The following is a 26,303-nucleotide window of genomic DNA, read 5'->3' on the forward strand; positions in this document are numbered from 1 at the left end:
TGTGTCGACGAAGGAGCAGTGAGGGTGACGACCCCAACGAGCGAGCCCACCCCGGAGACCGCCCCCGAGACGGCGGCCCAGCCGGTGGAGGCCCCGGCCGAGCCGCCGAAGAAGCGCGGTCGCAAGCCCGGCAGCGGCGCCCGCAAGACCCGCACCGTCGAACTGACCCTCACGGTCACCGGCACGCTGGACGGCGAGTGGCAGGCCGAGCTGACCCAGTCGGGCAGCCGGGTCGTGCAGGGCCTGTCCGTGCCGGCCGCCGCCGTCTCCCGCGCCGCCGCCGAACTGCACGAGGACATCTCCAAGGCCATCGAGTCCGTGCTCGACGCCGCCCGCCAGCAGCACCAGACGCGCCTCGCCGAGCTCGAGGCCGAGCTGACCAAGGTCAAGGCCGCCCTGGCCGACCTGCAGGAGGGGTGAGCATGTCCTACGGCGCCGCCGAGGACCGCTACGAGGCGATGTCGTACCGCCGCACCGGCGACAGCGGCCTCCAGCTTCCGGCGATCTCGCTCGGCCTGTGGCAGAACTTCGGCACCGAGGTCCCGCTGGAGCACTGCCGGCGGATCCTGCGCCGCGCGTTCGACCGCGGCGTGACCCACTTCGACCTGGCCAACAACTACGGCCCGCCCTACGGCTCCGCGGAGTCGAACTTCGGGCGGATCATGGCGTCGGACTTCCGCCCGTACCGCGACGAGCTGGTGATCTCCACCAAGGCCGGCTACGACATGTGGCCCGGCCCGTACGGGCAGGGCGGCGGATCGCGCAAGTACCTGCTGGCGAGCCTCGACCAGAGCCTCGACCGGATGGGCCTGGACTACGTCGACATCTTCTACTCGCACCGGTTCGACCCGGACACCCCGCTGGAGGAGACGATGGGCGCGCTGGCGTCCGCCGTCCAGCAGGGCAAGGCCCTCTACGTCGGCATCTCGTCGTACTCGCCGGCCAGGACCCGCGAGGCGCACGCGCTGCTCGCCGGTATGGGGGTGCGCCTGCTGATCCACCAGCCGTCGTACTCGATGCTGAACCGGTGGATCGAGCCGGAGCTGCTGGACACGCTCGGTGACCTCGGGGTCGGCTGCATCGGTTTCTCCCCGCTGGCGCAGGGCCTGCTGACCGACCGCTACCTGGACGGTGTCCCCGAGGGTTCGCGGGCGAGCCGCGAGGGTTCGCTGTCCCGGTCGATGCTGTCGGAGGAGAACATCGCGCGGGTGCGGGCGCTGAACGAGATCGCCAAGGGCCGGGGCCAGACCCTCGCCCAGCTGGCGCTCGCGTGGACGCTGCGCGATCCCCGGATGACCTCGACGCTGATCGGCGCGTCCAGCGTGCGGCAGCTCGACGACAACCTGGCCGCGTTGGACAGCCTGGCGTTCACCGACGACGAGCTGGCCGAGATCGACCGGCACGCGGAGGAGAGCGGGATCAACCTGTGGGCCAGGTCAAGCGCGCGATGATCGCGGTAGTGGGCAGCTGCAACGTCGACTTCGTCATCCCCGTGGCCGCGCTGCCGGCCGCGGGGGAGACCGTGCTCGGTGGCGACCACCTGCGCACGCCCGGGGGCAAGGGCGCCAACCAGTCGGTGGCCGCCGCGCGCCTGGACAGCGAGGTCGCCTTCGTCGGCTGCGTCGGCGACGACGAACTGGCCGACACGATCCGTACCGCCCTCGGCGACGCGGGCGTGGACCTGTCCTGGCTCCGCGAAGTCCCCGGCACGCCCAGTGGCATCGCCCTGATCACGGTCGCCGACGGTGGTGAGAACACGATCGCGGTCAGCCCCGGCGCGAACGCCCGCCTCGGGGTGCCGGACGTCGAGGCGGCCGGTTCCCTGCTCGCCGACGCCGCGGTCACGGTGGTGCAGTTGGAGATCGCTCCCGAGGTGGTCACCGCCGCGGTCCGGGCGGCGCGCGGCACGGTCGTGCTGAACCCGGCGCCGGCCCGCTCCCTTCCGCCGGAGCTGCTGTCCGAAGTGGACGTCCTGGTGCCGAACCGCACGGAACTGGCCTACCTCACCGGCAACCCCGAACCGTCCACTCCGGACGAGGCCGCCGCCCAGGCCGCGGCCCTCTCCGGCCCGGGCGCGGTCGTGGTCACCCTGGGCGCCGACGGCGCCCTGGTCGTCCGGGACGGCCGCACCACCCACGTCCCCGCACTCCCGGTGGACGCCGTGGACGCCACCGGCGCCGGCGACGCCTTCTGCGGCGCCCTCGCCGACGGCCTGGCCCGCGGCGACTCCCTCGAGGACGCCACCGCGTGGGCGGTCCGCGTCGCCGGCATCTCCACCACCCGCTGGGGCGCCCAGTCCGGCCTCCCCACCCGCACCCAGGCGATGCCATGAGGGCCGCCTTCAGCGCATCGCGCGCTCCCGCTCCACCAGACGGGTGAGGCGGTCGTGCCACCAGGCGGCGCGGGCGGGGTCCACCGGGTGGCGGTTCAGGACGGCCGGGTCCGGGGTCGGGGGGACGGGGGCGACCGGGAGGTAGCCGTCGACCGGGCGTAGGGAGCGGGCAGGGGCGACCACGTCGTCGGTCAGGAGGGACAGGGTGCCCAGGCCGCAGGCGTAGTCCAGGGTCGGGAGGGCGCCGGCCAGGGCGAGGCCCGCTGCCAGCCCGACGCTGGTTTCCAGGGCCGAGGACACCACGCACGGCAGGCCGCAGGCTTCCGCCACCCGAAGCGCCCGGCGGACGCCGCCCAGGGGAGCGCACTTGATCACGGCCACGTCGGCTGCCTCGGCGACGGCGACCCGGATCGGGTCCTCGGCTCGGCGGATGGACTCGTCGGCGGCGATCCGGACGTCGACCCGGCGGCGGACCCGCGCCAGTTCCTCGACCGTGCGGCACGGTTGTTCGACGTACTCCAGGCCGCCGGCGGCGCGGTCCAGTTGGGGGATCACCGACACGGCGGTGTCGACGTCCCAGAAACCGTTGGCGTCACAGCGGACCCCGCCCGACGGGCCGAGCGCGTCGCGGACGGCGGCGAGGCGCTCGAGGTCCTCGGGGAGCGAGCCGTCGGCCACCTTGACCTTGGCGGTGCGGCAGCCGGAGGCGCGGACGATCTCCTGGGCGCGGTCGGGGTCCACCGCGGGGACGGTGACGTTGATCGGGATCCGGCCGCGGACCGGGTCGGGCCAGCCGACGGTGCAGGCCTCGACGGCGGCGGTCAGCCACGGGGCCGACTCGCGGTCGTCGTACTCGGCGAAGGGGCCGAACTCGCCCCAGCCAGCCGGGCCCTCGATGAGCATGCCTTCCCGCACGTTCAGGCCGCGGAAACGGTCGGTCATCGGGATCGCGAACGTGCGGGCCTCGTGGAAGTCGATCATCGTCCTCATCGGGGACAACGCTAGCCGACGGTCATCGGGCGGGTTTCGACGTCCGGACGGTGTCCTCGACCAGCTCGTCGATCGTCCTGGACATGTCGAGTACGACGCCGCGTTCGTCGTCGGCGAGTGGCTCCAGGGTGTCGAACTGGGAGTCGACCAGGGACTCGGGCATGAAGTGGCCTCGGCGGCCGGAGACGCGGGCGCGGGCGGTCTCGCGGTCGCCGTGGAGGTGGACGAAGAACGCGTCGGGCGCCCGTTCGCGCAGGGTGTCGCGGTAGACGCGGCGTAGGGCCGAGCAGGTGGCGACGGCGCCGGAGTCGCGGTGCTCGACCAGCCAGTCGCCGATGGCGCGCAGCCACGGCCACCGGTCGTCGTCGGTGAGCGCGTGGCCTGCGCCCATCTTCTTCTTGTTGGCCTCGCTGTGGAAGTCGTCGGCGTCCGCGTACGGCACGCCGAGCCGCTCCGCGACCAGCTCGCCCACCGTCGACTTGCCCGACCCGGTTACACCCATGACCACCAGCAGCATGCCGCCCACCCTATGCCCGGTCGACCTCGTCGAGCAGTTCGTCGAGCTGGCGGGCGACGGCCTGCTCGGTGCCGGGGAGCAGCGTGACCCACTCGTTCTTCCTGGTGAACAGGTACCGGCCGGCGTGGCTGTCGTAGACGCTGACGACGTGTGTCGCGCGCCGCCGCTCGCCGCCGGCGGTGCTGGCGGCGCCGAAGTGGCCGAGCCCGACCACCCCGCCGAGCACCTCGGCGAGCTTGCGTGCCTCGGACCGGCCCAGCCCCTGCCTGGACAGCGCCCGCGCGAACCGGTCGGCGTCGGCACCGGCCTTGGCGGCGGCGCGGTCGAGGGTGGCGGCCGGCAGCGTGATCGAACCGCCGGTGCCGGCCGGGTGCGCGGGCAGCAACCGCACCGCCTCGCCGACGACCTGGTCGGGCCGGACGTTCCAGAGCTCCAGCGTGTCCTCGACGAGCACGGCGACGGTGGCGCCGCGTCCGGCACGTCCGATCAGCGCGGCGGAGCGCCGGGCGGGTGACCGGAGCCGGAACCGGACGTCGAGCTCCCGTTCGGGCCGGGCGAGCCGGCCGAGCAGGTGCGCGAGCCGCTCGTCGACGGCGTGCCGCCGCCCGAGACCCCGACCAGCGAGCGACGACCAGGCCTTGTCCCGCAGCTCAGCCCGCTCGGCGCGGGTGGCCCCGGGCGTGCGGACGGCGATGACGGGCCGGAACGGGCCGAGTTCCAGGTGTTCCCACAGCACGTCGTACTCGAGCGAGCTGAGCGTGATTCTTTCCCCCACCGCCGGCCTCAGTCGTCTTCGTCGCCGATGACGGGCGGCGCGACCGGCGGGGTGTCGTCCCAGAACTCGTCGTTGTAGTCGCGCAGGTACTCCGGCGAGGTGCGCTCCTTGTCCTCCTCGTTGCGCGCGCCGGCACCCATCGGCCCGAACCCGCCGGGGTGGGCACCGCCCCGGGCGCCGGCGGCCGCCGCGCCCCGAGCCCCGGCCTGCTCGGCGGCCAACGGCCCGACGCCGACACCCCCACCGCGCCCGGCGACGCCACCGGGGCCACCCGAACCGCCCGGTACACCGCCGACCGCGCCACCGCGTCCGGCAACCCCACCGGAACCGCCCGGCACGGCACCGGGACCGCGCCCGCCACCCCCACCGGAACCGCCGCCGGGCACGCCCGGCACGGCGCCGGGACCGCGCCCGCCACCCCGGCCGGTGCTGTAGGGGCGTCCGGTCGTCGGATCGGTCAACACGCCCGTGACCGGCGTGAACGGATTCGACGGCGTGTTGGACGGCGGCGGGGCCGTGACCGGCGGCGGAGTAGGCGCCGGCGGCGGAGCGACGTGGGACGGGTTGGTGGCCGACTGGTGCTCGGTGTCGCCGGACGGCGGCGGGGTGCCGCCGTACCCACCGACGGGCGACTCGCTGCCGGAGTAGTTGGACGGGCTGTACGTTCCTCCACCACCGCGTGGCCCGCCCGATCCTCCCGGGCCACCGGTGCCGCCGGTGCCGCCGAAGCTGGAACTGTCGATGTAGGTGCCGGCGCGACCGGCCGAGCCGCCGCCATCGTCGGCACCGATCCCGAAGTCCGGGGGCTCGCTGAACGTGCCGGACAGGTCGGTCGAGTTCTGGTTGCTGGCGGTGTAGGTGTTCATCAGCTCGACCGCCTGCATGTGGGCCTGCTGGGCCTGGAGGTCGGCGGCGTCCTCGTCGGTCTGACCGGCGAGCAGCCCGGTGAAGTCGGTGGGCATCTCCTGACTCATCTTCGACGGCACCGGCACCGGCTCGGGCATCGAGTTCGACGCGCGGGAGTACCCGTCGGCGATCTGGTGCAGACTCGTACTGGACTGCTCGCCGGCGGCCGCCGCCTCGTCGGCCCACCGGACGATGGGCGAGACACCGTCGGCCATGGAGTTGGCGGCCTGTCCCTCCCAGGACGAGCCGGCCTCCCGAAGCACCTGCTGAAGGGTTTCCCGGGACTCGTGCATCCGAGTGATCAGGTTCGTCAGCGCCGGGTCCGCCTCGGCGACCACCGACGCGCCGACGGCACCGGTCTTGATCATGTCGTAGAGCTCCTCGTGCGAGTAGCTCTCCCAGCGGTAGCCAAAGGCTCCTACGCCGATCTCAGCCATCACGATCCCCCAATCACGACGTCAGCAGCGTGCTCATCACCGAACTGGCGAACTGGTGCGCGTACTCACACGGCGCCGGAACGTCCCTTGACGTGTCGTACAACCCCACCTGGACATCGAGGTACTGCCCGTCCGCGGTGTCGACCAGGACGAAGCACGCGTTGTCCTCGTCGCCGGGGAGGGTGATCGTGTAGGCGGGGAAGCCCTCGACCGGATCGGTGGGCTCCATCTGGCCGTATCGACCTTTCCGAGCGTCGACACCGTCGTACGTCACCAGCGAGACGCCCATGTAGCCGGCGTCGCCGTACCAGACGCACTGGTCCTCGCCCCTGTCGCTCTCCTCGGGTTTGCCGGGTTCGTCGAGGTAGTAGTCCTCGTATTCGGCCTCCGGGAGCAGCGTGCAGGGGTCGACATCGTCGAGCCTGATCTCCCGGGGGCGCGTCGGCTCGTCCCCGGTCGACTCGGCCGCTGTCACGGCGGGCTTGGGCGCGCCCGCCGAGGTGCTGGTACAGCCGGCCGCGATGGCGGCGAACAGGAGCACCACCACGCCGCAGGCGAATCGAGTGACGCCGGTCATACGGGACCTCGCTGGAACGTGCCCGCGATGTCGTCCTCGATCAGCCCGTAGGACTCGGCGGTTCGGTGCAGCTTCTCAGCCATGGTGGTGAGCCGGTTGATGTATGCGTCCACGGCGTCGACCGCCTGTTGGCCGTTCTGGCTCATCAAGCGCATGGTGTCGATGCTGCACGGATCGTTCGCCGGCGGCGGGATGTCGCTCAGAGCTCGGCGGTTCTCGTACAGCCAGGTGGCCATGCGGTCGCGTTCTTCCTCGATGCCGTGTTTGAGCTGGAGGAGCTTGTCCGGTGGTACGACCAGGCGGAGTTGCTCGGCCGGGGCTTCGGCATCGGGGTCTGTCTGCACGGCTGTCCCTCCCTCGCGCGCCAACGTGGCCGCGCTCCCGACCAGGTAGCGTAACGCAGGAGGGTCACGGTCGGTGGTGGGTTGGACAAGCTCAGTCACTCCGACGGCAGCATCACCCGAATGGTCGATGCCGGAGCAGATCCAATGCGACGCGCCGCGCGGCCGGGCAGAGGGTGTTCGCGGCCTTGCCCGTGTCCTGGTCCTCCTGGTGAACCCAGATATCGATCGGACTGGGCGCGCTCACGTCCACCACGAGATGACAGGCTCCGGCGTAGACGCTTTCGATCACGTAATGGCCGTAGATTCGGAGCCACTGTACGTTGGGTGATTTCCTGTCGGGCACGCCGAGGGCTTTCCTGGCGTGATCGGCGACCTGGTGTGCCATCGATGTGGATCCTTGCGACGACACTGTGAGCACCAGGTTGTTCTCGGCGATCTCGTTTCCCCCGGTGGTGGTCAGCTCGTCGACGGGGATGTGGTCGATGATTTCGATACTGGGTTCGGGTGGCCCGCAGGCGGTCAGGGCTGCCGTTCCGAGCAGCGTCAGCAGTATTTGCCTAGCGCGCAACGGGGGTCACCTCGACGAGGATCTCGGCCAGGACCACGGCCAGGCTCATCAGCTGTTCCTGATCGAAGAGGATCATGGTGTTCTCGTCGGGCAGGATCAGGTAGAGGACCATGCGGCCGCGGAAAGGGACCGTGGCGTCGGTCCACAGTGGCTCGCCGGGGCGTTCTTCTGGGCGTAGGCACAGGAGGCGTTCGCCGTGAATGGTGTGGTGGGCGGGGATGGCGCAGGCATTTCCGGCTCGTGCCGCGGTCAGTAGCTTTTCGACGCCGGACCGGTGGATGGTTACCTCCATTCGCGAGGTTCCGGCGAGGTGGACCAGTACGTGTTCGGTGGATGGGGCGAGGTCCAGGGTCGACGTGCATTTCCAGTCGGTGTCCGGGATCCATCCGCGTATCGACCAGCGGCGAGCTGCTGGGGACAGGGCGTGAGTCATCGGGCCTTCTTCGGAGAGGTGGGACCGGGGTGTGTGGGTTAGGTTGGCACCAACTCGAGTCGAACGTGAATGTCCCGTGGGGTGAATTCCGGTCGGCTCAACCGACACATTCAGTGAACTTCGTATCAAGGCATGACAGAGAATTGGGGAAACGTGACATGACGCGGAAGGCGGGAGTAAGTGCGCGCGGTCTGGGCATGGAGTTGCGGCGGCATCGGGAGAAGGCCGGTCTGAACCTGGATCGGGCGGGTGCGGTGCTCGGCTGGTCTTCCAACACCATGAGCCGCATGGAGCGCGGTCTTCGGCCGGACACGACACCCGACGAGGTGTCCGCGCTCCTGGCGATCATGGGAGTCGTCGGACCGGATCGTGACCGCACGATGCAGATGGCGTTCGGTTTCGGCGATCAGGGTTGGTGGGAGAGCCACGATGCCAACCTGAGCGACCAGGCCCGCACCTACCTCGGCTTCGAGAAGCGCGCCAGCCGGATCGTCGACTTGGAGCCGTTGCTCGTGCCGGGGCTGTTGCAGACACCGGAGTACATGTTCGCGCTGTTCATGGCCTTCGGCGTGGACACGTCACAGATCACCGGGCGCATCGCGCGTCGCCTGCACCGACAGGAGTTGCTGGATCGGTGGGAGCCGCCCGAGTTGGTCTGTGTTCTGTGTGAGCTGTCCCTGCGGCAGCCGATCGGCGGGCCGGGCGTGATGAGCCGCCAGCTGCGACACATCGCAGCCAAGGCCGAGAAGGACCACATCTCCGTGCGCATCATCCCGGCCGGGATCGTTGCGCATCCGGCGCTGCGCGGCGCCTTCGTGTGGTTGGAGTTCGACAGCGAGCCGTCCGTCGTCTTCATCGAAAGCCGAGGGTCGGCGATGTTTCCGGACGATCCCATGGAGGTCGAGGAGCATAGACTGGCCGTGGAGAGGTCGATCGACGTCGCGTTGGCCGGGCAGGAGTCGCAGGAGTTGCTGCTCACCATCGCTGAGGACTTGGAGAGAGCGAGGTAGCGTCATGCCCGCGCCCATCGAGTTCCACACAGCTTGGCGCAAGAGCAGTTTCAGCGATGAGATCAACTGCCTGGAGATCGCGCACGGGGACGGCATCGTGGGAGTGCGGGACAGCAAGAACGCCGGCGGCCCGGTGCTGGCGTTCGCACCGGGCCGTTGGGCTTTGCTGATCGACCGGTTGGGCTAGCGGGACCTTCCCTCGAAACCGGCGAGCGTGATCGTCCCGGTCGTGCCGCGCAGGCCGAAGCCGTAGCGGTGCTCGGGCGTCAGCACGTCACCAACCTCGTTGCTGCGCAACCGCCGCCACGAACCGTCCACCAGCGCGTGCGACGTGATCGTGCCGTCGTCGAATGTCAGCGCCAGCCGGTCACCCGGCCCCAGCTCGACCGCCGCGTCTCCGGACGTGTCGAGGAACCGGCCGTCCACCCGCACGTTGATCCCGGACTGCTTCCGCGTGTGGTTGTACCAGGCGGTGACGTAGTTCCTCCCGTCCAGCACCCAGCCGACGAACACGCTGTCCTCCGGCGCACCCGTTCCGGCGAACGACTCCACGGTCACCACGCTGACCGCGTCAGGCGACGACGGCGCCGCCGGGCCCGACACCACCGTGAAGAACGGATCCGGTGACGTCGCCGCATACGACCCGTCGACCGTGATCGACGGCAACCGCTCACCCGCTTCCGGTTGGTTCGGCCGGAACTCCCCGCCGAACCCGGACACGTCCACCGACGGGTACCCGGCCAGGTCCAGCGGCACCTCCCGCCACTCGTACGGGCTCGCCGTCCGCCCGCCGGCGAAGGTCGTGAACGCGCGCAGCGCATACCGATCCGGCCGGACCTCCGCCGGCGGCGTGACCATCCACTTCGTACTGAACCGCCCGCCCGGCGGCACCCACCGGCGCGTGGCGGGAGTCATCGGACGCGCCGTCCAGCCCGGCGGCACCGCCAGCGTGTTCCGCACGTCCCGCACCGGCCGCCCGGTGTCGTTGACGAACGTCGTCCTGGACGACTCCAGCGTGACCCGTCCCGCCGGGGTCGACCACGCGCTCAGCTCGGTCACCCCGACCCCCGTCCCGGGCTGGTTCGTGAACACCACCCGGATCCGGCTCGTCACCACCGTCGGGAACGCCACCTGGTTCAGCGCGTTCCCCACCGGCGACGTCCGCGTCGCCAGCGAACGCCACGCCGAACCCGTCCAGTACTCCAGGCGGAACGACGCCGGTGTTCGCACCCCGCCGCCGTCGTCGTACAGGTGCAGCCGCACGTCGCTCACCGGCGTCGGCACGCCGAAGTCGACCCCGAGGTGATCCGACGAGTTCGGCGACCCGTAGTTCGTCCACCGGCTGTGCGGGACGTCGTCGTAGTAGATCCGGCCGTCGACCGCGTCCCACGTACTGTCGATCGACCCGGTGAACGACGCGAACGGGCGCGGATAGCCCGAACCGTGCGGGTTCGCGGCGTCGTTCACCCGGTACGGCTCCGACACCGGCCGCGTGCCGACCCGCAGCGACACCGCACCGAGCGTGGCCCGCTGCGAAGCCAACCGACCGTCCACGTACACCCGCAGACCCGCGCCCTGTCCGTACCGCGAACCGTCCCGGTCCCACAGCACGGTCACGTTGTGCCCCCGGTACGGCACGTTCTCCAGCGCGAAGTGGTCCCAGGCGGACGGCACCAGCGGGTTCACCGTCAACCGGTCGACGCCGGGCCGCAGGCCGACCAGCCCGCTGATCACCAGATCGGTGAACGTCGAGTGGTTGTAGTGCTCGCTGTGCCCGCGCCCGTCGTAGATCCAGCGGTCCTCGTCCGGGTGGTGCGCCTCCGCGACGTACGGTGAACCGTCCTTGTACTGCGTCCGCGCGTACGTCCGCAGCAGCTCGTAGTAGTCCGAAGTGGACACCACGGACTGGTCGTAGTCGTTGAGCAGGTTCGCCATCGCGGTCAGCGTCTGCGAGGTCGAGTACGGCCAGCTCGGCCCGTTCCACCGGCAGCACCCGTCCAGCGCCTCGTGCATGAACCACGGCGACCGGCGTTCCACCGTCGTCGGCCCGTACGGCGCCGCGAACCCGGACGGATCGGTCAGCTGCTCCCACGCCACCTCGGTCCCCGGCTTCGGCAGGTCGAACATCCACGGCACGTAGCCGATCTGCTCGCGCGCCGACACCAGACCCTCGGACGGGTCGAGGTCAGCACGTGCCTTGTGGTAGAAGAACTTCCGCTCGTCGTCCCACAGCCAGCGGTGCACCGCGTCGCGCAGGGCGTCGGCGCGGCGGTCGAACTTCCGCGCCAGGCCCCACCGGCCGGCTAACCGGGCGATCGACGCGATGGCCCGGGCATCGCCGTACTGGTAGGCGTTGAGTGTCGGCCGGTAGCCGTGCCCACCGTGGTACGGGTCCGCCGGATCGGTCTCGTAGGACGACGCCGTGTACTCCATCGCGTCCCACACCGGCACCGACCAGTACAGGCCGAGCCGAGGGTTGAACTGGTGGCCCCACTTGTCGTACTGGCGCACCAGGTCCGGCAGCAGGTCCACCACCGACGCCCGGTCGCCGGTCACCAGGTAGCGCTGGTAGGCCGCGGTCGCCGCCCAGAACGCGTACTGGTGCGCCCAGTCGTCGGTGTCGGAGTTGACGTAGTCCTCCATCGGCTTCGGGCCGGCGCCCGGGCCCTGGAGCCAGTACCGCAGGTAGTCGTCGACCGGCTGGCGGTCGCGCAGCCAGCGGCCCTCCGCGATGTGGTGACCGGCGGCCGCGACGATCCCGCCGAGCGGGGCCGAGTAGCCGGGCGGGTTGTGGAACTCGGTGATCACGTACCCCGACTCCTGGTCGGCGTAGCGCAGGTGCCGCTTGTACGTGCTCCAGCGGTAGTAGTAGACGTCCTCGACGGTCTCGTCCGGCACGTCCAGGAACGGGATGTTCGCCTCGTACCACTCCGGCTCGGCCAGCCCGCCGAGCAGCTCGTCGTGGTCCAGGAACTCGGTGCCGCGGCCGACGTGCGGGTATGGCGAAACGGCCGTGCCGGCCGCGACACCCGAGGGCGTCACGACCGGCACGACCGTCGTCACCAGCGCCGCCGTCACCGCGATGGCGATGCGGCGCACGGCTCACCTACCCGATTGGTGCAGGGCGGCCACCTCGTCCGCGGGCAGCGCCCGGTCGAACACGTGCACCTGGTCGATCCCGCCGCGCCAGTGGTCGACGGGGTTGCCGCCGAACTTCGCCCGGCCGATCACCGTGTTGCCCTGCGCGTCGCTGCCGGTGCAGGCGGTCCGGGAGGCGACCTCCTGGCCGTCCACGTACAGCTTCAGCGTCCCGGACACCACGTCCCGCACGCCCACCAGGTGGTACCAGCGGCCGGTCTCCGGCGGCTCCGGCGCGGTCGCCCGGATCCCGACGAAGCTGAACGCGAACCGGTCGTCCGCCCCGGAGTACTGCAGGAAGAACCCGCTGTCCGAGGAGCCGTCCTGGCTGACCGCGGTGGCGAACCCGCCTCGGCTGTCCAGCTTGACCCAGGCGGCCACGGAGTAGTTCCCCGTGGTGTCCAGCAGGGACGCGCCGGTGTCGACCGACGAGCTCCCGTCGAACTGGAGGCCGGAGCCCTCGCGGCCCTCGGTCCAGGTCGGGTTGCCGACGAACGTGCCGTCCGCGTCGCCGACCTCGTCCGCGGTGGTCGTGCCGCTGCCCTCGCTGAACGGGTAGTAGTGGATCCCGTCCGCGCCCGGCGTGCCGGGTCCGGGCGGCTCGGTGCCGGTACCGGAGCCGTCGGCCTCGGCGATGATCTCCTCGTTGATCGCCCGCACCTGGTCGAAGTCCATCTTCTCCACCTGGCGGTCGTAGGTGAAGAAGCCGTTGACCTCGTGCTCGACGTCGGTGATCTGCGTGTAGACCGCGCCGGAGATGCCGCAGCTCTGCGCGGAGGCCAGCACCTCGCGCTGGTTCTCCACGTACCGGCGGGTCAGCGCCTCCTTGCTGTCGGTCATCTCGTAGGCGTGGCCCTCGCCGAACCACATGTGGCCCTCGACCTCGAGGCCGAAGCCGCCGTGCTCGCCGTCCGCCGACACCCGGTTCTCGTCCGGCGCCGGCTGGGCCGGGCCGACGTAGGCGTGGTGGTCGATCATGTCGCCCTTGCCGGAGTCGCCCTTGGAGTCACAGCAGTTCACGCCGGAGTGGGCGTTCACCAGGCGGCTCGGGTCCTGGGCCTTGATCTCGTCCGCGATCCGGCCGGTGGCCTCGCGGTCCCACTCGCCCCAGCCCTCGTTGAACGGCACCCACACCACGACCGAGGTCCAGTGGTCGTGCTCCTCGACCATGCGGTGCAGCTCGGACTCCCACTGCTTCTGGGCGTACACCGGCGGGTTGTTCGGGTCGGCCTTCATCGACGGCATGTCCTGCCACACCAGCAGACCGAGCCGGTCGGCGTGGTAGAACCAGCGGTCCGGCTCCACCTTGATGTGCTTGCGGACCGTGTTGAAGCCCAACCGCTTGTGCTGCTCCAGGTCGAACGCGAGCGCCTCGTCGGTCGGCGCGGTGTAGATGCCGTCCGGCCAGTAGCCCTGGTCCAGTGTGGACATGTGGAAGACGATCTCGCCGTTCAGCGTCATCCGCAGCTTGCCGTCCGCGCCCGGCTTCATGCCGATCTCGCGCATGCCGAAGTACGACTCCGCCTGGTCGACCGCGTGCCGGCCCCGGTCGTAGAGCCGCACCTTGAGGTCGTAGAGGAACGGGTCGTCCGGGGACCACAGCTTGGCGTCCGGCACCGGCAGCCGCAGGTCGGAGTTCGCCGGGCCGCGCACCCGGCCCACCTCGCGCCGGCCGTCGTAGGCGATGGCCTCGACGGTCGCCTCCCCGCCGGCGGACTCGACGTTGAGCTTGAGGCTGCCGTCGGCCAGGTCCGGCGCCATCTCCAGCTCGGTGATGTGCTTGGGCGCCACCGGCTCCATCCACACCGTCTGCCAGATGCCGGACGAGCCGGTGTAGAAGATGCCGCGGTCCGGGGTCCGGCGCTGCTTGCCGACCGCCTGCCAGGTGGCGTCGGTCAGGTCCTCGACGCCGACCAGGATCTCCTGCGGGCCGCGCCGGTTCAGCGCGTCGGTGACGTCCACACTGAACTTGTCGAACCCGCCCCGGTGCACGGCCATGAGCTTGCCGTTGACCCACACCTGGGAGTCGTAGTCGACCGCGCCGAAGTGGAGCATCAGCCGGTCGTCGCGCCGGCCGTCACCGACGTCCCAGCCGCGCGGCACCTCGAACGTGCGGCGGTACCACATCCGGTCCTCGGTCCGCTGAATCCCGGACAGCGCCGACTCGACCGGGTAGGGCACCAGGATCCGCTCGTCGAGCGTCTCGCCGACGGGCGGGGTGTCGAGCGAGTCGGCGCCGGCGAACTCCCAGACGCCGTTGAGGTTGCGCCACTCGTCGCGGGTGAGCTGGGGTCTCGGGTACTCGGGCAGCGCGTTGTCCGGCCCCACCTGGTCGGTCCACGGCGTGGACAGCGGCGGGGTCTTCGGCTTCCATTCGGGGTCGGCGGACGCGGTCACGGACACTCCGGGTATCAGGGCCACAGCTGTCACACTAGCCGCGACGGCACCGAGCACCCTTCTTCGAACGGTCGTCCTCATGGGCAGGGTCAACCTCCTCTAACGGGGCGAACTCGAGGGGAGAGCTACCGCTTTCCGCCGCGCAGGTGCGCGCGGCTCAGGTAGGACTGGACGGCCACCACGACGGCGAGGAACGCGCCGCTGACCACCGACTGGTAGTGCGAGGAGAGGGTGCCGACCTGGTTGATCACGTTCTGGATGACGCGCAGCAGCAGGACCCCGGCCAGCGTGCCGCCGACCGTGCCGGCGCCGCCGGTGAGCAGGGTGCCGCCGATGACCACCGCGGCGATCGCGTCCAGTTCGAGGCCCTCGCCGACGATCGTCACGCCGGAGGCCGAGTACGCGGCGGCCAGCGCTCCGGCGAGGCCGGCGAGCATGCCGCTGCCCACGTAGAGCAGCATCGTGTTCCTGGCGACCGGCAGGCCCATCAGCGCCGCCGCCTCCCGGCTGCCGCCGATCGCGAGCGTCGAGTGGCCGAAGCGGGTGCGCTGCAGCACGACCACGCCGACCGCGAACAGGCCGATCGTGATCCACACCGGGATGCCGAGGCCGAGGAACGTGCCCTGGCCGAGCTGGGTCAGCCAGTCCTCCCGGTCCATCAGGCGGGTGGTGGAGCCCTCGTCGGTGATCGCGAGCAGCAGCCCGCGCGCGCCGAGCAGGGTGGCCAGCGTGACGATGAACGGCGCCAGCCGCCCGTAGGCCACCAGGACCCCGTTGAGCAGCCCGATCGCCCCGCAGACCACCAGCGGCAGCAGAAGTCCGACCAGCGAGCCGAACTGGATGCCATAGGCGGCGAGCACCCCGCCGAGCGCGTACACCGAGCCGACGGACAGGTCGATGCCACCGGAGATGATCACGAACGTCATGCCGAGCGCGACGATCGCGAGGAACGAGCTCTGGATGGCGATGTTCTGCGCGTTGTCGATCGTGGGGAAGGCGTCGAACGAGACCGACGCGATCAGCACGACCAGCGCGAGCACCACGATCGAGCCGCGCCGCTGCACGAGCCCCGCGAGGCGCTCGGCCCTGGTCATCGTGTTGCTGGAGACGGACTCGTCCGGGTCCAGTGTCGTCGGCTGTTGGGTCGTGGTCACTGGCCACCCCCGGCGCGGGATCGCTGCAGGTACACGGCGAGCACGATGATCGCCGCCTGGACCATCTGCGCGGTCGAGTCCGGCAGGTTGTGCTTGATCAGGGTCGCGGTGATCATCTGCATGAGCACCGCACCGGCGACCGTGCCGAGGATGCGCACCCGGCCGCCGGACAGCGGCGTGCCGCCGACCACGACCGCGGTGATCGCGGACAGCTCGTACAGGTTGCCGATCGCCGACGGGTCGGACGCGGTGAGCCGCGCGGTGGCGACGATGCCGGCGACCGCGGCCAGCACGCCGCTGATCACGTAGGTCGTCATCAGCACCCGGCGCACCGGCAGCCCGGCCAGCGCGCTCGCCGACCGGTTGCCGCCGATCGCCACCAGCTGCCGGCCGAACGTCGTGTACCGGACGAGCAGCCACACCAGCGCGGCGAGCGCGGCGGCCAGCCACACGATGACCGGGAGGCCGAGCAGCTCACCGGTGCCGAGGCCGAGCAGCGAGTCGTTCTGGATCACGGTCATCTGCCCGTCGGCGAACACCAGCGCGAGGCCGCGCCCGCCGACCAGCAGGGCCAGCGTGGCCACGATCGGCTGGATCCCGACGACGGCGACCAGGGTGCCGTTCAGCGCGCCGCAGAGCCCGCCCGCGACGAGCGCGAGCAGGACCGCCGGCAGCACGCCGTAACCCAGGTACAGCGGCAGGATCGCGGCCGCGATGGCCATCACCGAGCCGACCGACAGGTCCACGCCCTCGGTGCCGATCACCAGCGCCATCCCCAGCGCGACGATCAGCACCGGCGCCACCTGCACGAGCTGCGTGCTCAGGTTCGCCATGGTGGCGAAGTTCTCGGTGAAGATCAGGTTGTACGCGACCAGCACCACGATCGCCGCGTAGACCCCGTTGTCCCGCAACCACGCACGGGTACCCGCGTTCGCCCTCGGCGCCGCCACCACCTCAGTCATCGCGGCTGTCCTCGGCCAGGGCGGCCAGCAGCGCCGCCTCGTTCACGTTGTCGCCCTCAAGGCGGGTGACCACCTTTCCCTCGCGCAGCACCACGATCGCGTCCGAACCCTCGACCACCTCGTCGAACTCCGAGGAGATCAGCACGACGCCGAGCCCGTCCTTGGCCAGTTCGTCGATCAGCGCCTGCACCTCTGCCTTCGCGCCGACGTCGATGCCCCGGGTCGGCTCGTCGAGCAGGAGCACCTTCGGCTGCATGCACAGCAACCGGGCCAGCAGCACCTTCTGCTGGTTGCCGCCGGACAGCTCGCCGACCCGCTGGTCCGGGCTCGCGGCCTTGATTCGCAGCCGCTTCATGAACGTGTCCACGATGGAGTCCTGGCGGCGGCGGGACACCAGGCCGGCCGCCGACAACCGGGGGAGCGCGGCCAGCGCGATGTTCTCCCGCACCGACAGGTCCGGCAGGATGCCGTCGGCCTTGCGGTCCTCGGGCAGCATCACCACGCCGGCCCGCATCGCCGCGGCCACCGAGCCGGTGCGCAAACGCTTGCCGTCCACGTTGACCTCGCCGGAGTCCAGCGGCAGCGCGCCCGCGATGGCCATCACGGTCTCGCTGCGCCCGGCACCGAGCAGCCCGCCGAGGCCGACGATCTCGCCCGGCCGGACCGTGACGTCGACGTCGTCCAGGCGGTGCTTGGCGCTCAGGCCGCTGGCCGCCAGCACCGGCGCCTGCCCGGCGGCGTGCTCGCCCTCGAACTTCGTCGCGCCCTCGCGCTGGACCTCCTCCAGGTCCCGGCCGAGCATCATGGCCACCAGCTTCAGCCTCGGCAGGTCGGCCATCGCTCCACTGTGTACCAGCCGGCCGTCGCGGAGCACGGTGACGCGGTCGCAGATCCGGTACAGCTCGTCCAGCCGGTGACTGACGTACAGCACCGCGACGCCGTCCGCGCGCAGCCGTTCGATGATCGCGAACAGCGTGTCCACCTCGCGCGGTTCCAGCGACGAGGTCGGCTCGTCGAGGATGACCACGCGTGCCTCCGTCGCCGCCGCGCGCGCCACCGCGACCATCTGCTGCACGCCCATGCCGAGCGTGCGCAGTGGCCGGGTGACGTCGACGCGGATGCCGTAGGAGTCGAGCAGCTGGGTCGCCTGCGCGTTCATCGCCCGGAAGTCCAGCAGCCCGAACCGGTTGCGCGGCTCGCGGCCGAGGAACACGTTGCTCGCCACCGACTGCAGGGGCACCAGGTTGACCTCCTGGTACACCGTGCTGATGCCGGCCGCCTGCGCGTCCAGCGGGCGGGCGAACCGCTTCCGCTCACCCAGGTACTCCAACGTCCCGTCATCCGGCGTGTAGACCCCGGTCAACACCTTGATCAGGGTCGACTTGCCGGCGCCGTTCTCCCCGACCAGCGCGTGCACCTCACCGGCGCGCAGCGTCAGGTCCACATCGGACAGCGCGACGACGCCGGGAAAGCGTTTGCCGATCGAGGTGGCGGCCAGTACTGCTTCCATCAGTGCCCGCCGTCCTTCTGGCGTCAGTAGGCGTTACCGACCTCGTCCGCCGCGTTCTCCTTGGTGTAGAGCTTGTCGCTGATCACGATGTCCTGCTGCACCGGCTCACCGGACAGGAACGTCTGCAGCGTCTCGAACGCCAGCGGACCGAACCGCGGGTTGGACTCGACCACCGCGTACATCTCGCCGTCGACGACCTTCTGCACGGCGCCCCGGGTGCCGTCGACCGAGACCACCTGGACGTCCTGGCCGGGCACCTTGCCGGCGCTGCGCAGCGCCACCAGCGCGCCCAGCGCCATCTCGTCGTTCTCCGCGTAGACGCCGTTGATGTCCGGCTGGGCCTGGATGATCTGCTCCATCACCTGCTGGCCCTTGTCCCGGGCGAACTCGCCGGTCTGCTGCGCGATGATCTCGACGTCCGGCGCGATCTTCGCCATCTCGTCGACGAAACCGTTGGTGCGGTCGGTGGTCACGTTGTTGCCGGAGGTGCCGAGCAGGATCGCGACCTTGCCCTTGTTGCCCAGCGCCTCGGCCATCTCCTGGGCCGCGCGCTTGCCCTGCTCGACGAAGTCCGACCCGAGGAACGACACGTAGTCCTGGCAGGGCTCGGCGTTCAGCTTGCGGTCGACGGTGATCACCGGGATGTTCTTGGCCCGCGCGGCATCCAGCGCCGGCTCGAGGCCGTCGGAGTTCAGCGGGGCCACGATCAGCGCCTGCGCACCCTTGTTGATCATGTCCTGGATGTCGGAGATCTGCTTGTTCAGCTGGGAGTTCGCGTTCGTGGTCAGCAGGTTCTTGACGCCGACCGCCGCCGCCTCCGCCTTGATCGACTCGGTCTCGGCGATCCGGAACGGGTTCGCCTCCTTCTCCGACTGGGAGAAGCCGACGACCGCGTTGGACAGGTCCAGCTCCTCGGCGCCGTACTGCTCGAGGTCGCACGTCGGTCCGTCGGCGGCGCCGGTCTGCGCCACCTGGGCGCCACCGGTGCCCGGCGTGGAACCGCCGCCGCCGCCGGTGTCCTCGGATTTGGTGCACGCGCTCAGCGCGAGCGTCGCGCAGAGCGCTGCGGCGCCGGCGAGGCGGACGGGGCGAAGGGAACGGAAGGCCACCATTGGCTTTACTCCTGGCCGATCACGGAGGTCGCACCCCTGATGGCAACCTCGCCGATCAAATTCAGTCACATCCGAAAGTTATCTGTCAAGACACTCCGGCAATTTCGCACAGCTTCGATCAGAGCGTGAACAAAAGCCGGTCAGCCGGACCGGCGCGTGGACTTCGGGGGAACGTCGGCCACGTGCACCTGAACGCCCAGCTCACGCAGGGCGTCCAGCTCCGCCGGGTCGGCCTGGTCGTCGGTCACCAGGTGCCGGATGTCCTCGGCGGCAACGGTCTGCAGAAGCGCGTCGGTACCGATCTTCGTGTGGTCGGCGAGCACCACGACCTCGGCGGCGGCCGCGGCGAGCGCCCGGTCGACCCCGGCGACGGACAGGTTCGGCGTGGACAGCCCGCGCGCCGCGGTGAGCCCGTTGCCGGAGATGAACGCGGCGGTGCCCTGCACGGTCGCCAGCGCGTGTTCGGTGGTGCCGCCGACGAGCGCGCGGATCGACCCGCGCAGCGAGCCGCCGGTGACGATCACGTCCACCCCGCCCGCGCCGGCCAGCGCGTCGGCGACCAGCAGCGAGTTCGTCACCACGGTCAGCTCGGCCTGCCTGGTCAGCTGCGCGGCGAACGCCTGGGTGGTGGTGCCGGCGCCGACCACGATCGCGTCGCCGTCGCTGACCAGCCCGGCCGCGAGCTTGGCGATCGCGGACTTCGCGTCGGCGGCGACCAGCGCCTTCTCCGAGTACGACGGCTCGTGTGACAGCGAGCCGGGTAGCACCGCGCCGCCGTGCCGGCGGTCGAGCAGCCCCTGGGCCTCCAGCGCGCGCAGGTCGCGGCGGACGGTCACCTCCGAGGTCTGCACCTGGCGGGCGAGTTCCCGCAGGGAGATGGCGCCGCTCGAGCGCACCAGTTCGAGGATGCGCTGCCGTCGTTCTGCCGCGAACACGGGGACGACAGTAAACCGTTGCCGACACGCGCGCCCATGTTGGGGTGCGCGGAGCGCCGAACCCCAACATGTAGTCTTCGTCGCGCTGGTGGTTCACCCCGCTCGGGGTGAGGCAAGAGGGAACCCGGTGTGATTCCGGGACTGCCCCGCAGCGGTGAGTGGGAACGACCGCCGTCAGGTGCACTGGACGTTTTTTGTCTGGGAAGCGACGGTCAGTAGGTCGCCAGGGTTCTGGTGGTGCCCGCGAGTCCGAAGACCTGCCACTGGTCCGTGTGCCGCCTGGTGCGCGGAGTCCGACGGCCTCGCGGGTGGGCCGGGCGGTGCCCGTCTGTGGTGCCCTCGCGCGTCCGCCGGCCGTCGGCGTGAACTGAGCTCGCGAGGAGAGAGCCCGTTGACCGTCACCGCCCCACTGTCCGCAGTGGACGATCTGACCGCCGAGGTGGCCGCGCACGCGGCCGACCTGCCCGACGTGGACCCGGCCAGGGTGCTGGCCGCCGTCGACCGCGGCCGCACCGCCGACGCCGGCCCGGCCGAACTGCGTGACCTCGCCGTTCGCGCCGCCGCCGCGCTGATCGGCGAGGAGCCCCGGTACTCGAAGCTGGCGGCGCGCCTGCTCGCCGGCGGCATCCGCGCCGAGGCCCCGCCTGACTTCCCGGCCTCGGTCGCCGCCGCGCACGCCGAAGGCCTGGTCGCCGACGACACCGCCGCGTTCGTCGCCGCGCACGCCGCCGAACTGGCCGCCGTCGTCGACCCGGCCGGCGACGACCGGTTCGAGTACTTCGGCCTGCGCACCGTCTACGACCGCTACCTGTTGCGCCACCCGGTGACCAGGCGCGTCCTGGAGTCACCGCAGCACTTCTGGCTCCGGGTCGCGTGTGGACTGTCCGACACCGTCGCCGACGCCGCCGAGCTGTACCGGCTGCTGTCCGCCCTGGCCTACCTGCCCAGCTCACCGACCCTGTTCAACGCCGGCACCCGGCGCCCGCAGCTGTCCTCGTGCTTCCTGCTCGACTCGCCGCGCGACGAGCTGGAGTCGATCTACCAGCGCTACACCGAGATCGCGATGCTGTCCAAGTACGCCGGCGGCATCGGAGTCTCGTTCACCCGGGTGCGCGCCCGGGGCTCGCTGATCCGCGGTACCAACGGCAGCTCCAACGGCATCGTCCCGTGGCTGCGCACCCTCGACGCCTCGGTGGCCGCGGTGAACCAGGGCGGCCGGCGCAAGGGCGCGGCCTGCGTCTACCTGGAGCCGTGGCACGCCGACGTCGAGGAGTTCCTGGAGCTGCGCGACTCCACCGGCGACGACGCCCGCCGCACGCACAACCTCAACCTGGCGCTGTGGGTCCCCGACGAGCTGATGCGCCGCGTCGAGGCCGACGGCACCTGGTCGCTGTTCGACCCCAAGGCGGTGCCCGAGCTGACCGACCTGTGGGGCGACCGGTTCGACGCCGCCTACCGCGCCGCCGAGGACGCGGGCCTCGCCACCAGGACCGTGCCGGCGCGCCAGCTCTACGGCCGGATGATGCGCACGCTCGCGCAGACCGGCAACGGCTGGATGACGTTCAAGGACGCGGCCAACCGGGCGTGCAACCAGACCGCGTTGCCGGAGAACGTGGTGCACCTGTCGAACCTGTGCACCGAGATCCTGGAGGTCACCGGCGACGACGTCACCGCGGTCTGCAACCTCGGCTCGGTCAACCTCGCCGCCCACCTCGACGGGCCCGACCTGGACTGGCCGCGGCTCGCCTCGACCGTGCGCACGGCGGTGCGGTTCCTCGACCGCACCATCGACCGCGGCTACTACCCGACCGACCCCGCCGCGCGGAGCAACCGGCGATGGCGCCCGGTCGGGCTCGGCGTGATGGGCCTCGCGGACGTGTTCTTCCGGCTCCGCCTGCCGTTCGACTCGCCAGAGGCGCTGGCGCTGTCCACCAGGATCGCCGAGGAGATCGCGCTCGCCGCCTACGAGACCTCGGTCGAGCTGGCCCGCGAACACGGCCCGCACCCGGCGTTCCCGGACACCCGGGCCGCGCGCGGGCAGCTGCACCCCGACCACTTCCCGGTCACCCCACGGCATCCGGACCGCTGGGCCGCGGTCCGCGCCGGCGTCGCCGAGCACGGCCTGCGCAACTCGCTGCTGGTCGCGATCGCCCCCACGGCCACGATCGCGTCCATCGCCGGCTGTGCGGAGTGCATCGAACCGGTGGTGTCCAACGCCTTCAAGCGCGAGACCCTGTCCGGCGAGTTCCTCCAGCTCAACCCGTACCTGGTCGCCGACCTCAAGCGGCTGGGCCGCTGGGACCGGGCCACCCGCGACGCCATCAAGCAGGGCGACGGCTCGGTCCAGCACCTCACCTGGCTGCCGGCCGATCTGCGGGCCCTGTACCGGACCGCGTGGGAGCTGCCGCAGAAGGCGCTGATCGACCTCGCCGCCGCTCGCCAGCCGTACGTCGACCAGAGCCAGAGCCTCAACCTGTTCATGGCCAGCCCGACCATCGGCAAGCTGTCGTCGATGTACGCCTACGCCTGGCGGGCCGGCCTCAAGACGACGTACTACCTGCGATCCCGTCCCGCGACGCGGATCGCGCTCGCCACCGTCCAAGCAGGACAGACCTGCGACCTGGAGAACCCCGAGACCTGCGAGGCGTGCCAGTGATGTTGCTCGACCCCGGTATGGACCTGACCCTGCGCCCGATGCGCTACCCCGACTTCTACGAGCAGTACCGCGCCGCGATCCGCAACACCTGGACCGTCGAGGAGGTGGACCTGGCCTCGGACGTGGCCGACCTGGCCAAGCTCACTCCGGACGAGCACCACCTGGTGCACCGGCTGGTCGCGTTCTTCGCCACCGGCGACTCGATCGTGGCGAACAACCTCGTGCTCAACCTGTACAAGCACGTCAACGCACCGGAGGCCAGGCTCTACCTGTCCCGCCAGCTGTTCGAGGAGGCTGTGCACGTCCAGTTCTACCTGACGCTGCTGGACACCTACCTGCCCGATCCGGACGAGCGGGCCAAGGCGTTCGCCGCGATCGAGCACATCCCGTCGATCCGGGAGAAGGGCGAGTTCTGCTTCCGCTGGATCGACTCGATCGACTCGCTCGACCAGCTGCGCACCCGCGACGACCGACGGAAGTTCCTGCTCAACCTGATCTGCTTCGCCGCGTGCATCGAGGGCCTGTTCTTCTACGGCGCATTCGCCTACGTCTACTGGCTGCGCGACCGCGGCCTGCTCGACGGCCTGGCGACCGGCACGAACTGGGTGTTCCGGGACGAGTCGATGCACATGGCGTTCGCGTTCAGCGTCGTGGACACCGTCCGCCGCGAGGAACCCGACCTGTTCGACGACGAGCTCACCGAGCAGGTCGGCACCATGCTCGACGAGGCCGTCGAGTGCGAGCTGCAGTTCGCCAGGGACGTCTGCGGACCTGGCCTGCCCGGGATGAACGCGAAGGACATGCACGACTACCTGCGTTACGTGGCCGACCAGCGGTTGGTCCGGCTCGGTCTGCCCGCGCGGTACGGAACGCGGAACCCGTTCGCGTTCATGGAGTTGCAGGACGTCCAGGAGCTGACGAACTTCTTCGAACGGCGGGTGTCGGCCTACCAGGTCGCGGTGTCCGGGACCGTCGACCTGGACGAGGACTTCTGACCTCTTGCGGTCACGCGGACACGGTGGGTAGGGTCGGGAAAGCGCTTGCCGGAAAGCGCTTTCCCGACCGGTCCCGACCCCACGAGGTGGTGGGCACATGTCGAACCCCCGAAAGTGGCCGGCGGCTCTCGCCGGCCCTGCCCTTGTCGCCGTCCTCGTCGCCACGCTGACCGCTCCGACGGCGGTAGCCCAGGCCGACGAACCCATCCAGGACCCGTTACCGGACCCGACGCCGTCCGCACTCGGCATCGTGGTCGAGGAGTTCGCCCAGTTCCCCAAGACCGAGCCGGTGCCGCCGCCCACCGACGGGCGCCTGATGCGGCACGCGCGGATCAACCACCTCGGTGAGATCCCGGACGGCTCCGAGCGGATGTACGTCCCGGACCTCAACGGCAAGGTGTACCTCGTCGGCGACGACGGCGAGCCGAACCTCTACCTCGACGTCGGCGCGGAGTTCGCCCCGGAGTTCATCTCCGGTCGCGGTCTCGGGTCCGGCTCCGGCTTCGTCACCTTCCACCCGGACTTCGAGCGCAACGGCAAGCTCTACACCGTGCACACCGAGTGGGGCGCCGGTCTCGACGAGCCGACCACCTACCCGGAGCAGCCGAACGCCGCGTTCCACGGCGTGATCACCGAGTGGACCGCCGACGACCCGGACGCGGACACGTTCAGCGGCACCCACCGCCAGGTGATGCGCCTGGGCTTCCGCACCCAGATCCACGGCTTCCAGCAGATCGACTTCAACCCGACCGCCCGCCGGGGCAGCCGCGAGTACGGCGTGCTCTACCTCGCGGCGGGCGACGGCGGCCTCGGCGCGTCCACCACGGACCCGCAGGACACCACCACTCCGTACGGCAAGCTCCTGCGCATCGATCCGTTGGGCGGCAACGGCCCCGGCGGCACCTACGGCATCCCGCGCGACAACCCGTTCGCCGGCGACGAGGGTGTGCTCGGCGAGATCTACGCGCTCGGCATGCGCGACCCGCACCGCTTCAGCTGGGACACCGCCACCCGGCGGATGTACCTCGGCCACATCGGTGAGCACCGGATCGAGTCGGTGTACGAGGTGCGCCCCGGCGACAACTTCGGTTGGAGCGAGCGCGAGGGCCCGTTCGTGTTCCGGCGCGGCGACCCCGACTGCGGCGTCTACCCGCTGCCCGAGGACGACGAACGGTACGGCTACACGTACCCGGTCGCCGCGTTCGACCACAACCCGCCGCCCGGCCACCCGCTGTGCTCCGACTCCGGGCACGCGATCAGCGGCGGCTTCGTCTACCGCGGTCGGGACGTGCCGGGGCTGCGCGGCAAGTACCTGTTCACCGACCTGGTCGACGGCCGCGTCTTCGCCACCGAGTCCCGCGAGATGCGCCGCGGTCACCCGATGGCCGACATCCACCAGCTGGCCGTCTACACCGCCGACGGCGAACGCACGACGTTCCGGGAGTTGGCCGGCGACGAGCGGGTCGACCTGCGGTTCGGTCGCGACGCCGAGGGCGAGCTGTACCTGCTGGCCAAGGCCAACGGGAAGGTCTGGAAGGTCACCGGCACCCGGTGGGCCCCGCACGGCCCGGACGTCGTGGCGTACTACGACTTCGAGCACCCCGTGGCGGGAAACCTGGAACGGGATCTCGGGGTCTCCGGCACGGATCTGGCGCTGGTCAACGGCGGCGCCGCGATGCGGGTCCCCGACCGGGGCGGGCACGTGCTGGTGACCCGGCAGGAGCCGGGCGCCGACGACGACTGGAAGGCCGGCGTGTACTCCGCGACCGGGGTGCGCTCGCTGCACGCGTTCAACGCCGCCCGCGAGGTCACGGTGATGGGCTGGTTCAAGGTCACCGGCGACCTGCCGGCGCCGAACACCAACACCCCCGACCCGGACGACCGGTACAACGCGGTCGGCCTGGCCGGCGTGCTGTCCGGCGACTCCGACGGCCACGCGGTCCGCGCGCTGCTGGAGGTCATCGACGTCGACGGCGAACCGCGCGTGGTCGCCCTCGGCCGCCGGGTCGACGGCGCCCGCTCGCAGACGTTCGCGGCGAACGCCGACTGGCGGGAGATCCTGCCGCGCGGCCGGTGGGTCCACCTCGCGGCGACGTTCGACTTCGACACCGGCGAGCTGGCCCTGTACCGGAACGGCAGACCGCTCGACGGGTTCTACACCGTGCCCGGCGATCCGTGGGCCGTCGACGGCGCGCCTGAGCCGGACCTGACCACGGCGAGCGACCCGGCCGGCATCAAGATCGGCGGCAGCTTCCCGCAGAACACCGGCGAGGCCAACCCGTGCGACTGCCGGATGGACGACCTGATGTTCCTCGACCGTGCGTTGTCGCCGCCCGAGGTGTGGCTGCGGTACCTGCTGACCCGGTGAGCCGGCGGAGGTGCTCCCGGCGCGGGGGCACCTCCGCCATCGGTCCCGCGTGTCCCTAGATGTGGTGTTCAGGGAGGTTGGTTAGCCGGGTGATAGGTGGTTGGCCTCCGATGGCGGAGTGTGCTCGGTGGTGATTGTAGAAGTGGAGCCAGGCTGGTAGGGCGGTTCGGCGTTCGGTGTCGGATTG

The 26,303-nt window shown here is 70.8% G+C and carries 23 protein-coding genes, 1 pseudogene and 1 riboswitch; of the genes and pseudogenes, 8 read left to right on the plus strand and 16 right to left on the minus strand.

What is annotated here, in order from left to right:
- The first annotated feature begins 24 nt into the window (after positions 1-24).
- From JT362_RS32595 to JT362_RS32605, 3 genes are read left to right on the plus strand one after another with little or no spacing between them, the layout of a single operon-like run.
- Positions 25-420, plus strand: coding sequence for a DUF6319 family protein (locus tag JT362_RS32595; RefSeq protein WP_375546591.1), 396 nt, complete (start codon positions 25-27; stop codon positions 418-420).
- A gap of 2 nt (positions 421-422) precedes the next feature.
- A complete protein-coding gene (gene mgrA, locus JT362_RS32600; protein WP_260195729.1) occupies positions 423-1,451 on the plus strand; it encodes an L-glyceraldehyde 3-phosphate reductase in 1,029 nt (342 codons plus the stop codon).
- Entirely contained in the window at positions 1,427-2,332 is a 906-nt protein-coding gene (locus JT362_RS32605; RefSeq protein ID WP_260195730.1) for a ribokinase, read from the plus strand. The genes mgrA and JT362_RS32605 overlap by 25 nt, the downstream gene beginning before the upstream one ends.
- Positions 2,333-2,341: 9 nt before the next feature.
- Here JT362_RS32605 and JT362_RS32610 read toward each other — a convergent pair whose 3' ends face one another.
- The 8 genes from JT362_RS32610 to JT362_RS32645 all read right to left on the minus strand — a co-directional run bounded on the left by JT362_RS32610 (position 2,342) and on the right by JT362_RS32645 (position 7,879).
- A complete protein-coding gene (locus JT362_RS32610) occupies positions 2,342-3,322 on the minus strand; it encodes an o-succinylbenzoate synthase (protein WP_260195731.1) in 981 nt (326 codons plus the stop codon).
- Positions 3,323-3,344: 22 nt separating this feature from the next.
- Entirely contained in the window at positions 3,345-3,839 is a 495-nt protein-coding gene (locus JT362_RS32615; RefSeq protein ID WP_260195732.1) for a gluconokinase, read from the minus strand.
- Between the two features lie 10 nt (positions 3,840-3,849).
- On the minus strand, positions 3,850-4,614 hold the full coding sequence (locus tag JT362_RS32620; RefSeq protein WP_260195733.1) for an ESX secretion-associated protein EspG: 765 nt from the start codon (positions 4,612-4,614) through the stop codon (positions 3,850-3,852).
- 8 nt (positions 4,615-4,622) lie between these two features.
- On the minus strand, positions 4,623-5,957 hold the full coding sequence (locus tag JT362_RS32625) for a PPE domain-containing protein (protein ID WP_260195734.1): 1,335 nt from the start codon (positions 5,955-5,957) through the stop codon (positions 4,623-4,625).
- Positions 5,958-5,970: 13 nt separating this feature from the next.
- Entirely contained in the window at positions 5,971-6,534 is a 564-nt protein-coding gene (locus tag JT362_RS32630; RefSeq protein ID WP_260195735.1) for a DUF3558 domain-containing protein, read from the minus strand.
- Positions 6,531-6,878: a PE domain-containing protein gene (locus tag JT362_RS32635; RefSeq protein WP_260195736.1), complete on the minus strand. Its 348-nt coding sequence runs from the start codon at positions 6,876-6,878 to the stop codon at positions 6,531-6,533. The genes JT362_RS32630 and JT362_RS32635 overlap by 4 nt, the downstream gene beginning before the upstream one ends.
- 112 nt (positions 6,879-6,990) lie before the next feature.
- The gene (locus JT362_RS32640; protein ID WP_260195737.1) at positions 6,991-7,446 is read right to left on the minus strand and encodes a hypothetical protein; all 456 of its coding nucleotides are present in this window, start codon (positions 7,444-7,446) and stop codon (positions 6,991-6,993) included.
- Positions 7,436-7,879, minus strand: a complete 444-nt coding sequence (locus tag JT362_RS32645) for a hypothetical protein (RefSeq protein WP_260195738.1) — start codon at positions 7,877-7,879, stop codon at positions 7,436-7,438. The genes JT362_RS32640 and JT362_RS32645 overlap by 11 nt, the downstream gene beginning before the upstream one ends.
- Before the next feature lie 158 nt (positions 7,880-8,037).
- Between JT362_RS32645 and JT362_RS32650 the strand changes: the two genes are divergently transcribed.
- Positions 8,038-8,889, plus strand: a complete 852-nt coding sequence (locus JT362_RS32650) for a helix-turn-helix domain-containing protein (protein WP_260195739.1) — start codon at positions 8,038-8,040, stop codon at positions 8,887-8,889.
- Between the two features lie 4 nt (positions 8,890-8,893).
- Positions 8,894-9,076: a DUF397 domain-containing protein gene (locus tag JT362_RS32655; protein WP_260195740.1), complete on the plus strand. Its 183-nt coding sequence runs from the start codon at positions 8,894-8,896 to the stop codon at positions 9,074-9,076.
- On the opposite strand, the gene JT362_RS32660 is transcribed toward JT362_RS32655, so the two are convergent.
- The 7 genes from JT362_RS32660 to JT362_RS32690 form a co-directional block, all read right to left on the minus strand.
- Positions 9,073-11,988, minus strand: a complete 2,916-nt coding sequence (locus tag JT362_RS32660) for an MGH1-like glycoside hydrolase domain-containing protein (RefSeq protein WP_260195741.1) — start codon at positions 11,986-11,988, stop codon at positions 9,073-9,075. The genes JT362_RS32655 and JT362_RS32660 overlap by 4 nt on opposite strands.
- Positions 11,989-11,991: 3 nt before the next feature.
- Positions 11,992-14,505: a LamG-like jellyroll fold domain-containing protein gene (locus JT362_RS32665; protein ID WP_260195742.1), complete on the minus strand. Its 2,514-nt coding sequence runs from the start codon at positions 14,503-14,505 to the stop codon at positions 11,992-11,994.
- Positions 14,506-14,549: 44 nt separating this feature from the next.
- Positions 14,550-15,518, minus strand: a complete 969-nt coding sequence (locus JT362_RS32670; RefSeq protein ID WP_260195752.1) for an ABC transporter permease — start codon at positions 15,516-15,518, stop codon at positions 14,550-14,552.
- A 56-nt stretch (positions 15,519-15,574) separates the two neighbouring features.
- Positions 15,575-16,540 carry an ABC transporter permease gene (locus JT362_RS32675; protein ID WP_260195743.1) on the minus strand — a complete coding sequence of 322 codons (966 nt, stop codon included), beginning with the start codon at positions 16,538-16,540 and terminating at the stop codon, positions 15,575-15,577.
- The gene (locus JT362_RS32680) at positions 16,533-18,050 is read right to left on the minus strand and encodes a sugar ABC transporter ATP-binding protein (RefSeq protein WP_260195744.1); all 1,518 of its coding nucleotides are present in this window, start codon (positions 18,048-18,050) and stop codon (positions 16,533-16,535) included. Before JT362_RS32680 ends, JT362_RS32675 begins: the two co-directional genes overlap by 8 nt.
- A 23-nt stretch (positions 18,051-18,073) precedes the next feature.
- On the minus strand, positions 18,074-19,162 hold the full coding sequence (locus tag JT362_RS32685) for an ABC transporter substrate-binding protein (RefSeq protein WP_260195745.1): 1,089 nt from the start codon (positions 19,160-19,162) through the stop codon (positions 18,074-18,076).
- Between the two features lie 140 nt (positions 19,163-19,302).
- Positions 19,303-20,097 carry a DeoR/GlpR family DNA-binding transcription regulator gene (locus JT362_RS32690; protein WP_260195746.1) on the minus strand — a complete coding sequence of 265 codons (795 nt, stop codon included), beginning with the start codon at positions 20,095-20,097 and terminating at the stop codon, positions 19,303-19,305.
- A 72-nt stretch (positions 20,098-20,169) separates the two neighbouring features.
- A riboswitch (cobalamin riboswitch) is annotated at positions 20,170-20,376 on the plus strand.
- A 112-nt stretch (positions 20,377-20,488) separates the two neighbouring features.
- Here JT362_RS32690 and JT362_RS32695 point away from each other — a divergent pair.
- The 3 genes from JT362_RS32695 to JT362_RS32705 all read left to right on the plus strand — a co-directional run bounded on the left by JT362_RS32695 (position 20,489) and on the right by JT362_RS32705 (position 26,116).
- A complete protein-coding gene (locus JT362_RS32695; protein ID WP_311202785.1) occupies positions 20,489-22,753 on the plus strand; it encodes a ribonucleoside-diphosphate reductase subunit alpha in 2,265 nt (754 codons plus the stop codon).
- Positions 22,753-23,748, plus strand: coding sequence for a ribonucleotide-diphosphate reductase subunit beta (locus tag JT362_RS32700; RefSeq protein ID WP_260195754.1), 996 nt, complete (start codon positions 22,753-22,755; stop codon positions 23,746-23,748). The genes JT362_RS32695 and JT362_RS32700 overlap by 1 nt, the downstream gene beginning before the upstream one ends.
- A gap of 97 nt (positions 23,749-23,845) precedes the next feature.
- Positions 23,846-26,116 (plus strand): PQQ-dependent sugar dehydrogenase, encoded by a 2,271-nt coding sequence (locus JT362_RS32705; RefSeq protein ID WP_260195747.1) that lies wholly within the window; start codon positions 23,846-23,848, stop codon positions 26,114-26,116.
- Between the two features lie 55 nt (positions 26,117-26,171).
- On the opposite strand, the pseudogene JT362_RS32710 reads toward JT362_RS32705, so the two are convergent.
- A pseudogene (locus JT362_RS32710) lies at positions 26,172-26,303 on the minus strand (integrase core domain-containing protein); the annotation flags it as partial.

The sequence above is a fragment of the Actinophytocola gossypii genome (genome assembly GCF_025165815.1).
In the GTDB taxonomy this organism is placed as follows: Bacteria; Actinomycetota; Actinomycetes; order Mycobacteriales; family Pseudonocardiaceae; genus Actinophytocola; species Actinophytocola gossypii.

Excerpts from the sequence above, each read along its gene's own strand:
- JT362_RS32665 (WP_260195742.1), bottom strand. The coding sequence starts at position 14,505 with ATGAGGACGACCGTTCGAAGAAGGGTGCTCGGTGCCGTCGCGGCTAGT.
- JT362_RS32655 (WP_260195740.1), top strand. The coding sequence starts at position 8,894 with ATGCCCGCGCCCATCGAGTTCCACACAGCTTGGCGCAAGAGCAGTTTC.
- mgrA (WP_260195729.1), top strand. The coding sequence starts at position 423 with ATGTCCTACGGCGCCGCCGAGGACCGCTACGAGGCGATGTCGTACCGC.
- JT362_RS32625 (WP_260195734.1), bottom strand. The coding sequence starts at position 5,957 with ATGGCTGAGATCGGCGTAGGAGCCTTTGGCTACCGCTGGGAGAGCTAC.
- JT362_RS32630 (WP_260195735.1), bottom strand. The coding sequence starts at position 6,534 with ATGACCGGCGTCACTCGATTCGCCTGCGGCGTGGTGGTGCTCCTGTTC.
- JT362_RS32680 (WP_260195744.1), bottom strand. The coding sequence starts at position 18,050 with ATGGAAGCAGTACTGGCCGCCACCTCGATCGGCAAACGCTTTCCCGGC.
- JT362_RS32645 (WP_260195738.1), bottom strand. The coding sequence starts at position 7,879 with ATGACTCACGCCCTGTCCCCAGCAGCTCGCCGCTGGTCGATACGCGGA.
- JT362_RS32700 (WP_260195754.1), top strand. The coding sequence starts at position 22,753 with ATGTTGCTCGACCCCGGTATGGACCTGACCCTGCGCCCGATGCGCTAC.
- JT362_RS32670 (WP_260195752.1), bottom strand. The coding sequence starts at position 15,518 with ATGACCAGGGCCGAGCGCCTCGCGGGGCTCGTGCAGCGGCGCGGCTCG.
- JT362_RS32675 (WP_260195743.1), bottom strand. The coding sequence starts at position 16,540 with ATGACTGAGGTGGTGGCGGCGCCGAGGGCGAACGCGGGTACCCGTGCG.
- JT362_RS32685 (WP_260195745.1), bottom strand. The coding sequence starts at position 19,162 with ATGGTGGCCTTCCGTTCCCTTCGCCCCGTCCGCCTCGCCGGCGCCGCA.
- JT362_RS32650 (WP_260195739.1), top strand. The coding sequence starts at position 8,038 with ATGACGCGGAAGGCGGGAGTAAGTGCGCGCGGTCTGGGCATGGAGTTG.
- JT362_RS32610 (WP_260195731.1), bottom strand. The coding sequence starts at position 3,322 with ATGAGGACGATGATCGACTTCCACGAGGCCCGCACGTTCGCGATCCCG.
- JT362_RS32615 (WP_260195732.1), bottom strand. The coding sequence starts at position 3,839 with ATGCTGCTGGTGGTCATGGGTGTAACCGGGTCGGGCAAGTCGACGGTG.
- JT362_RS32705 (WP_260195747.1), top strand. The coding sequence starts at position 23,846 with ATGTCGAACCCCCGAAAGTGGCCGGCGGCTCTCGCCGGCCCTGCCCTT.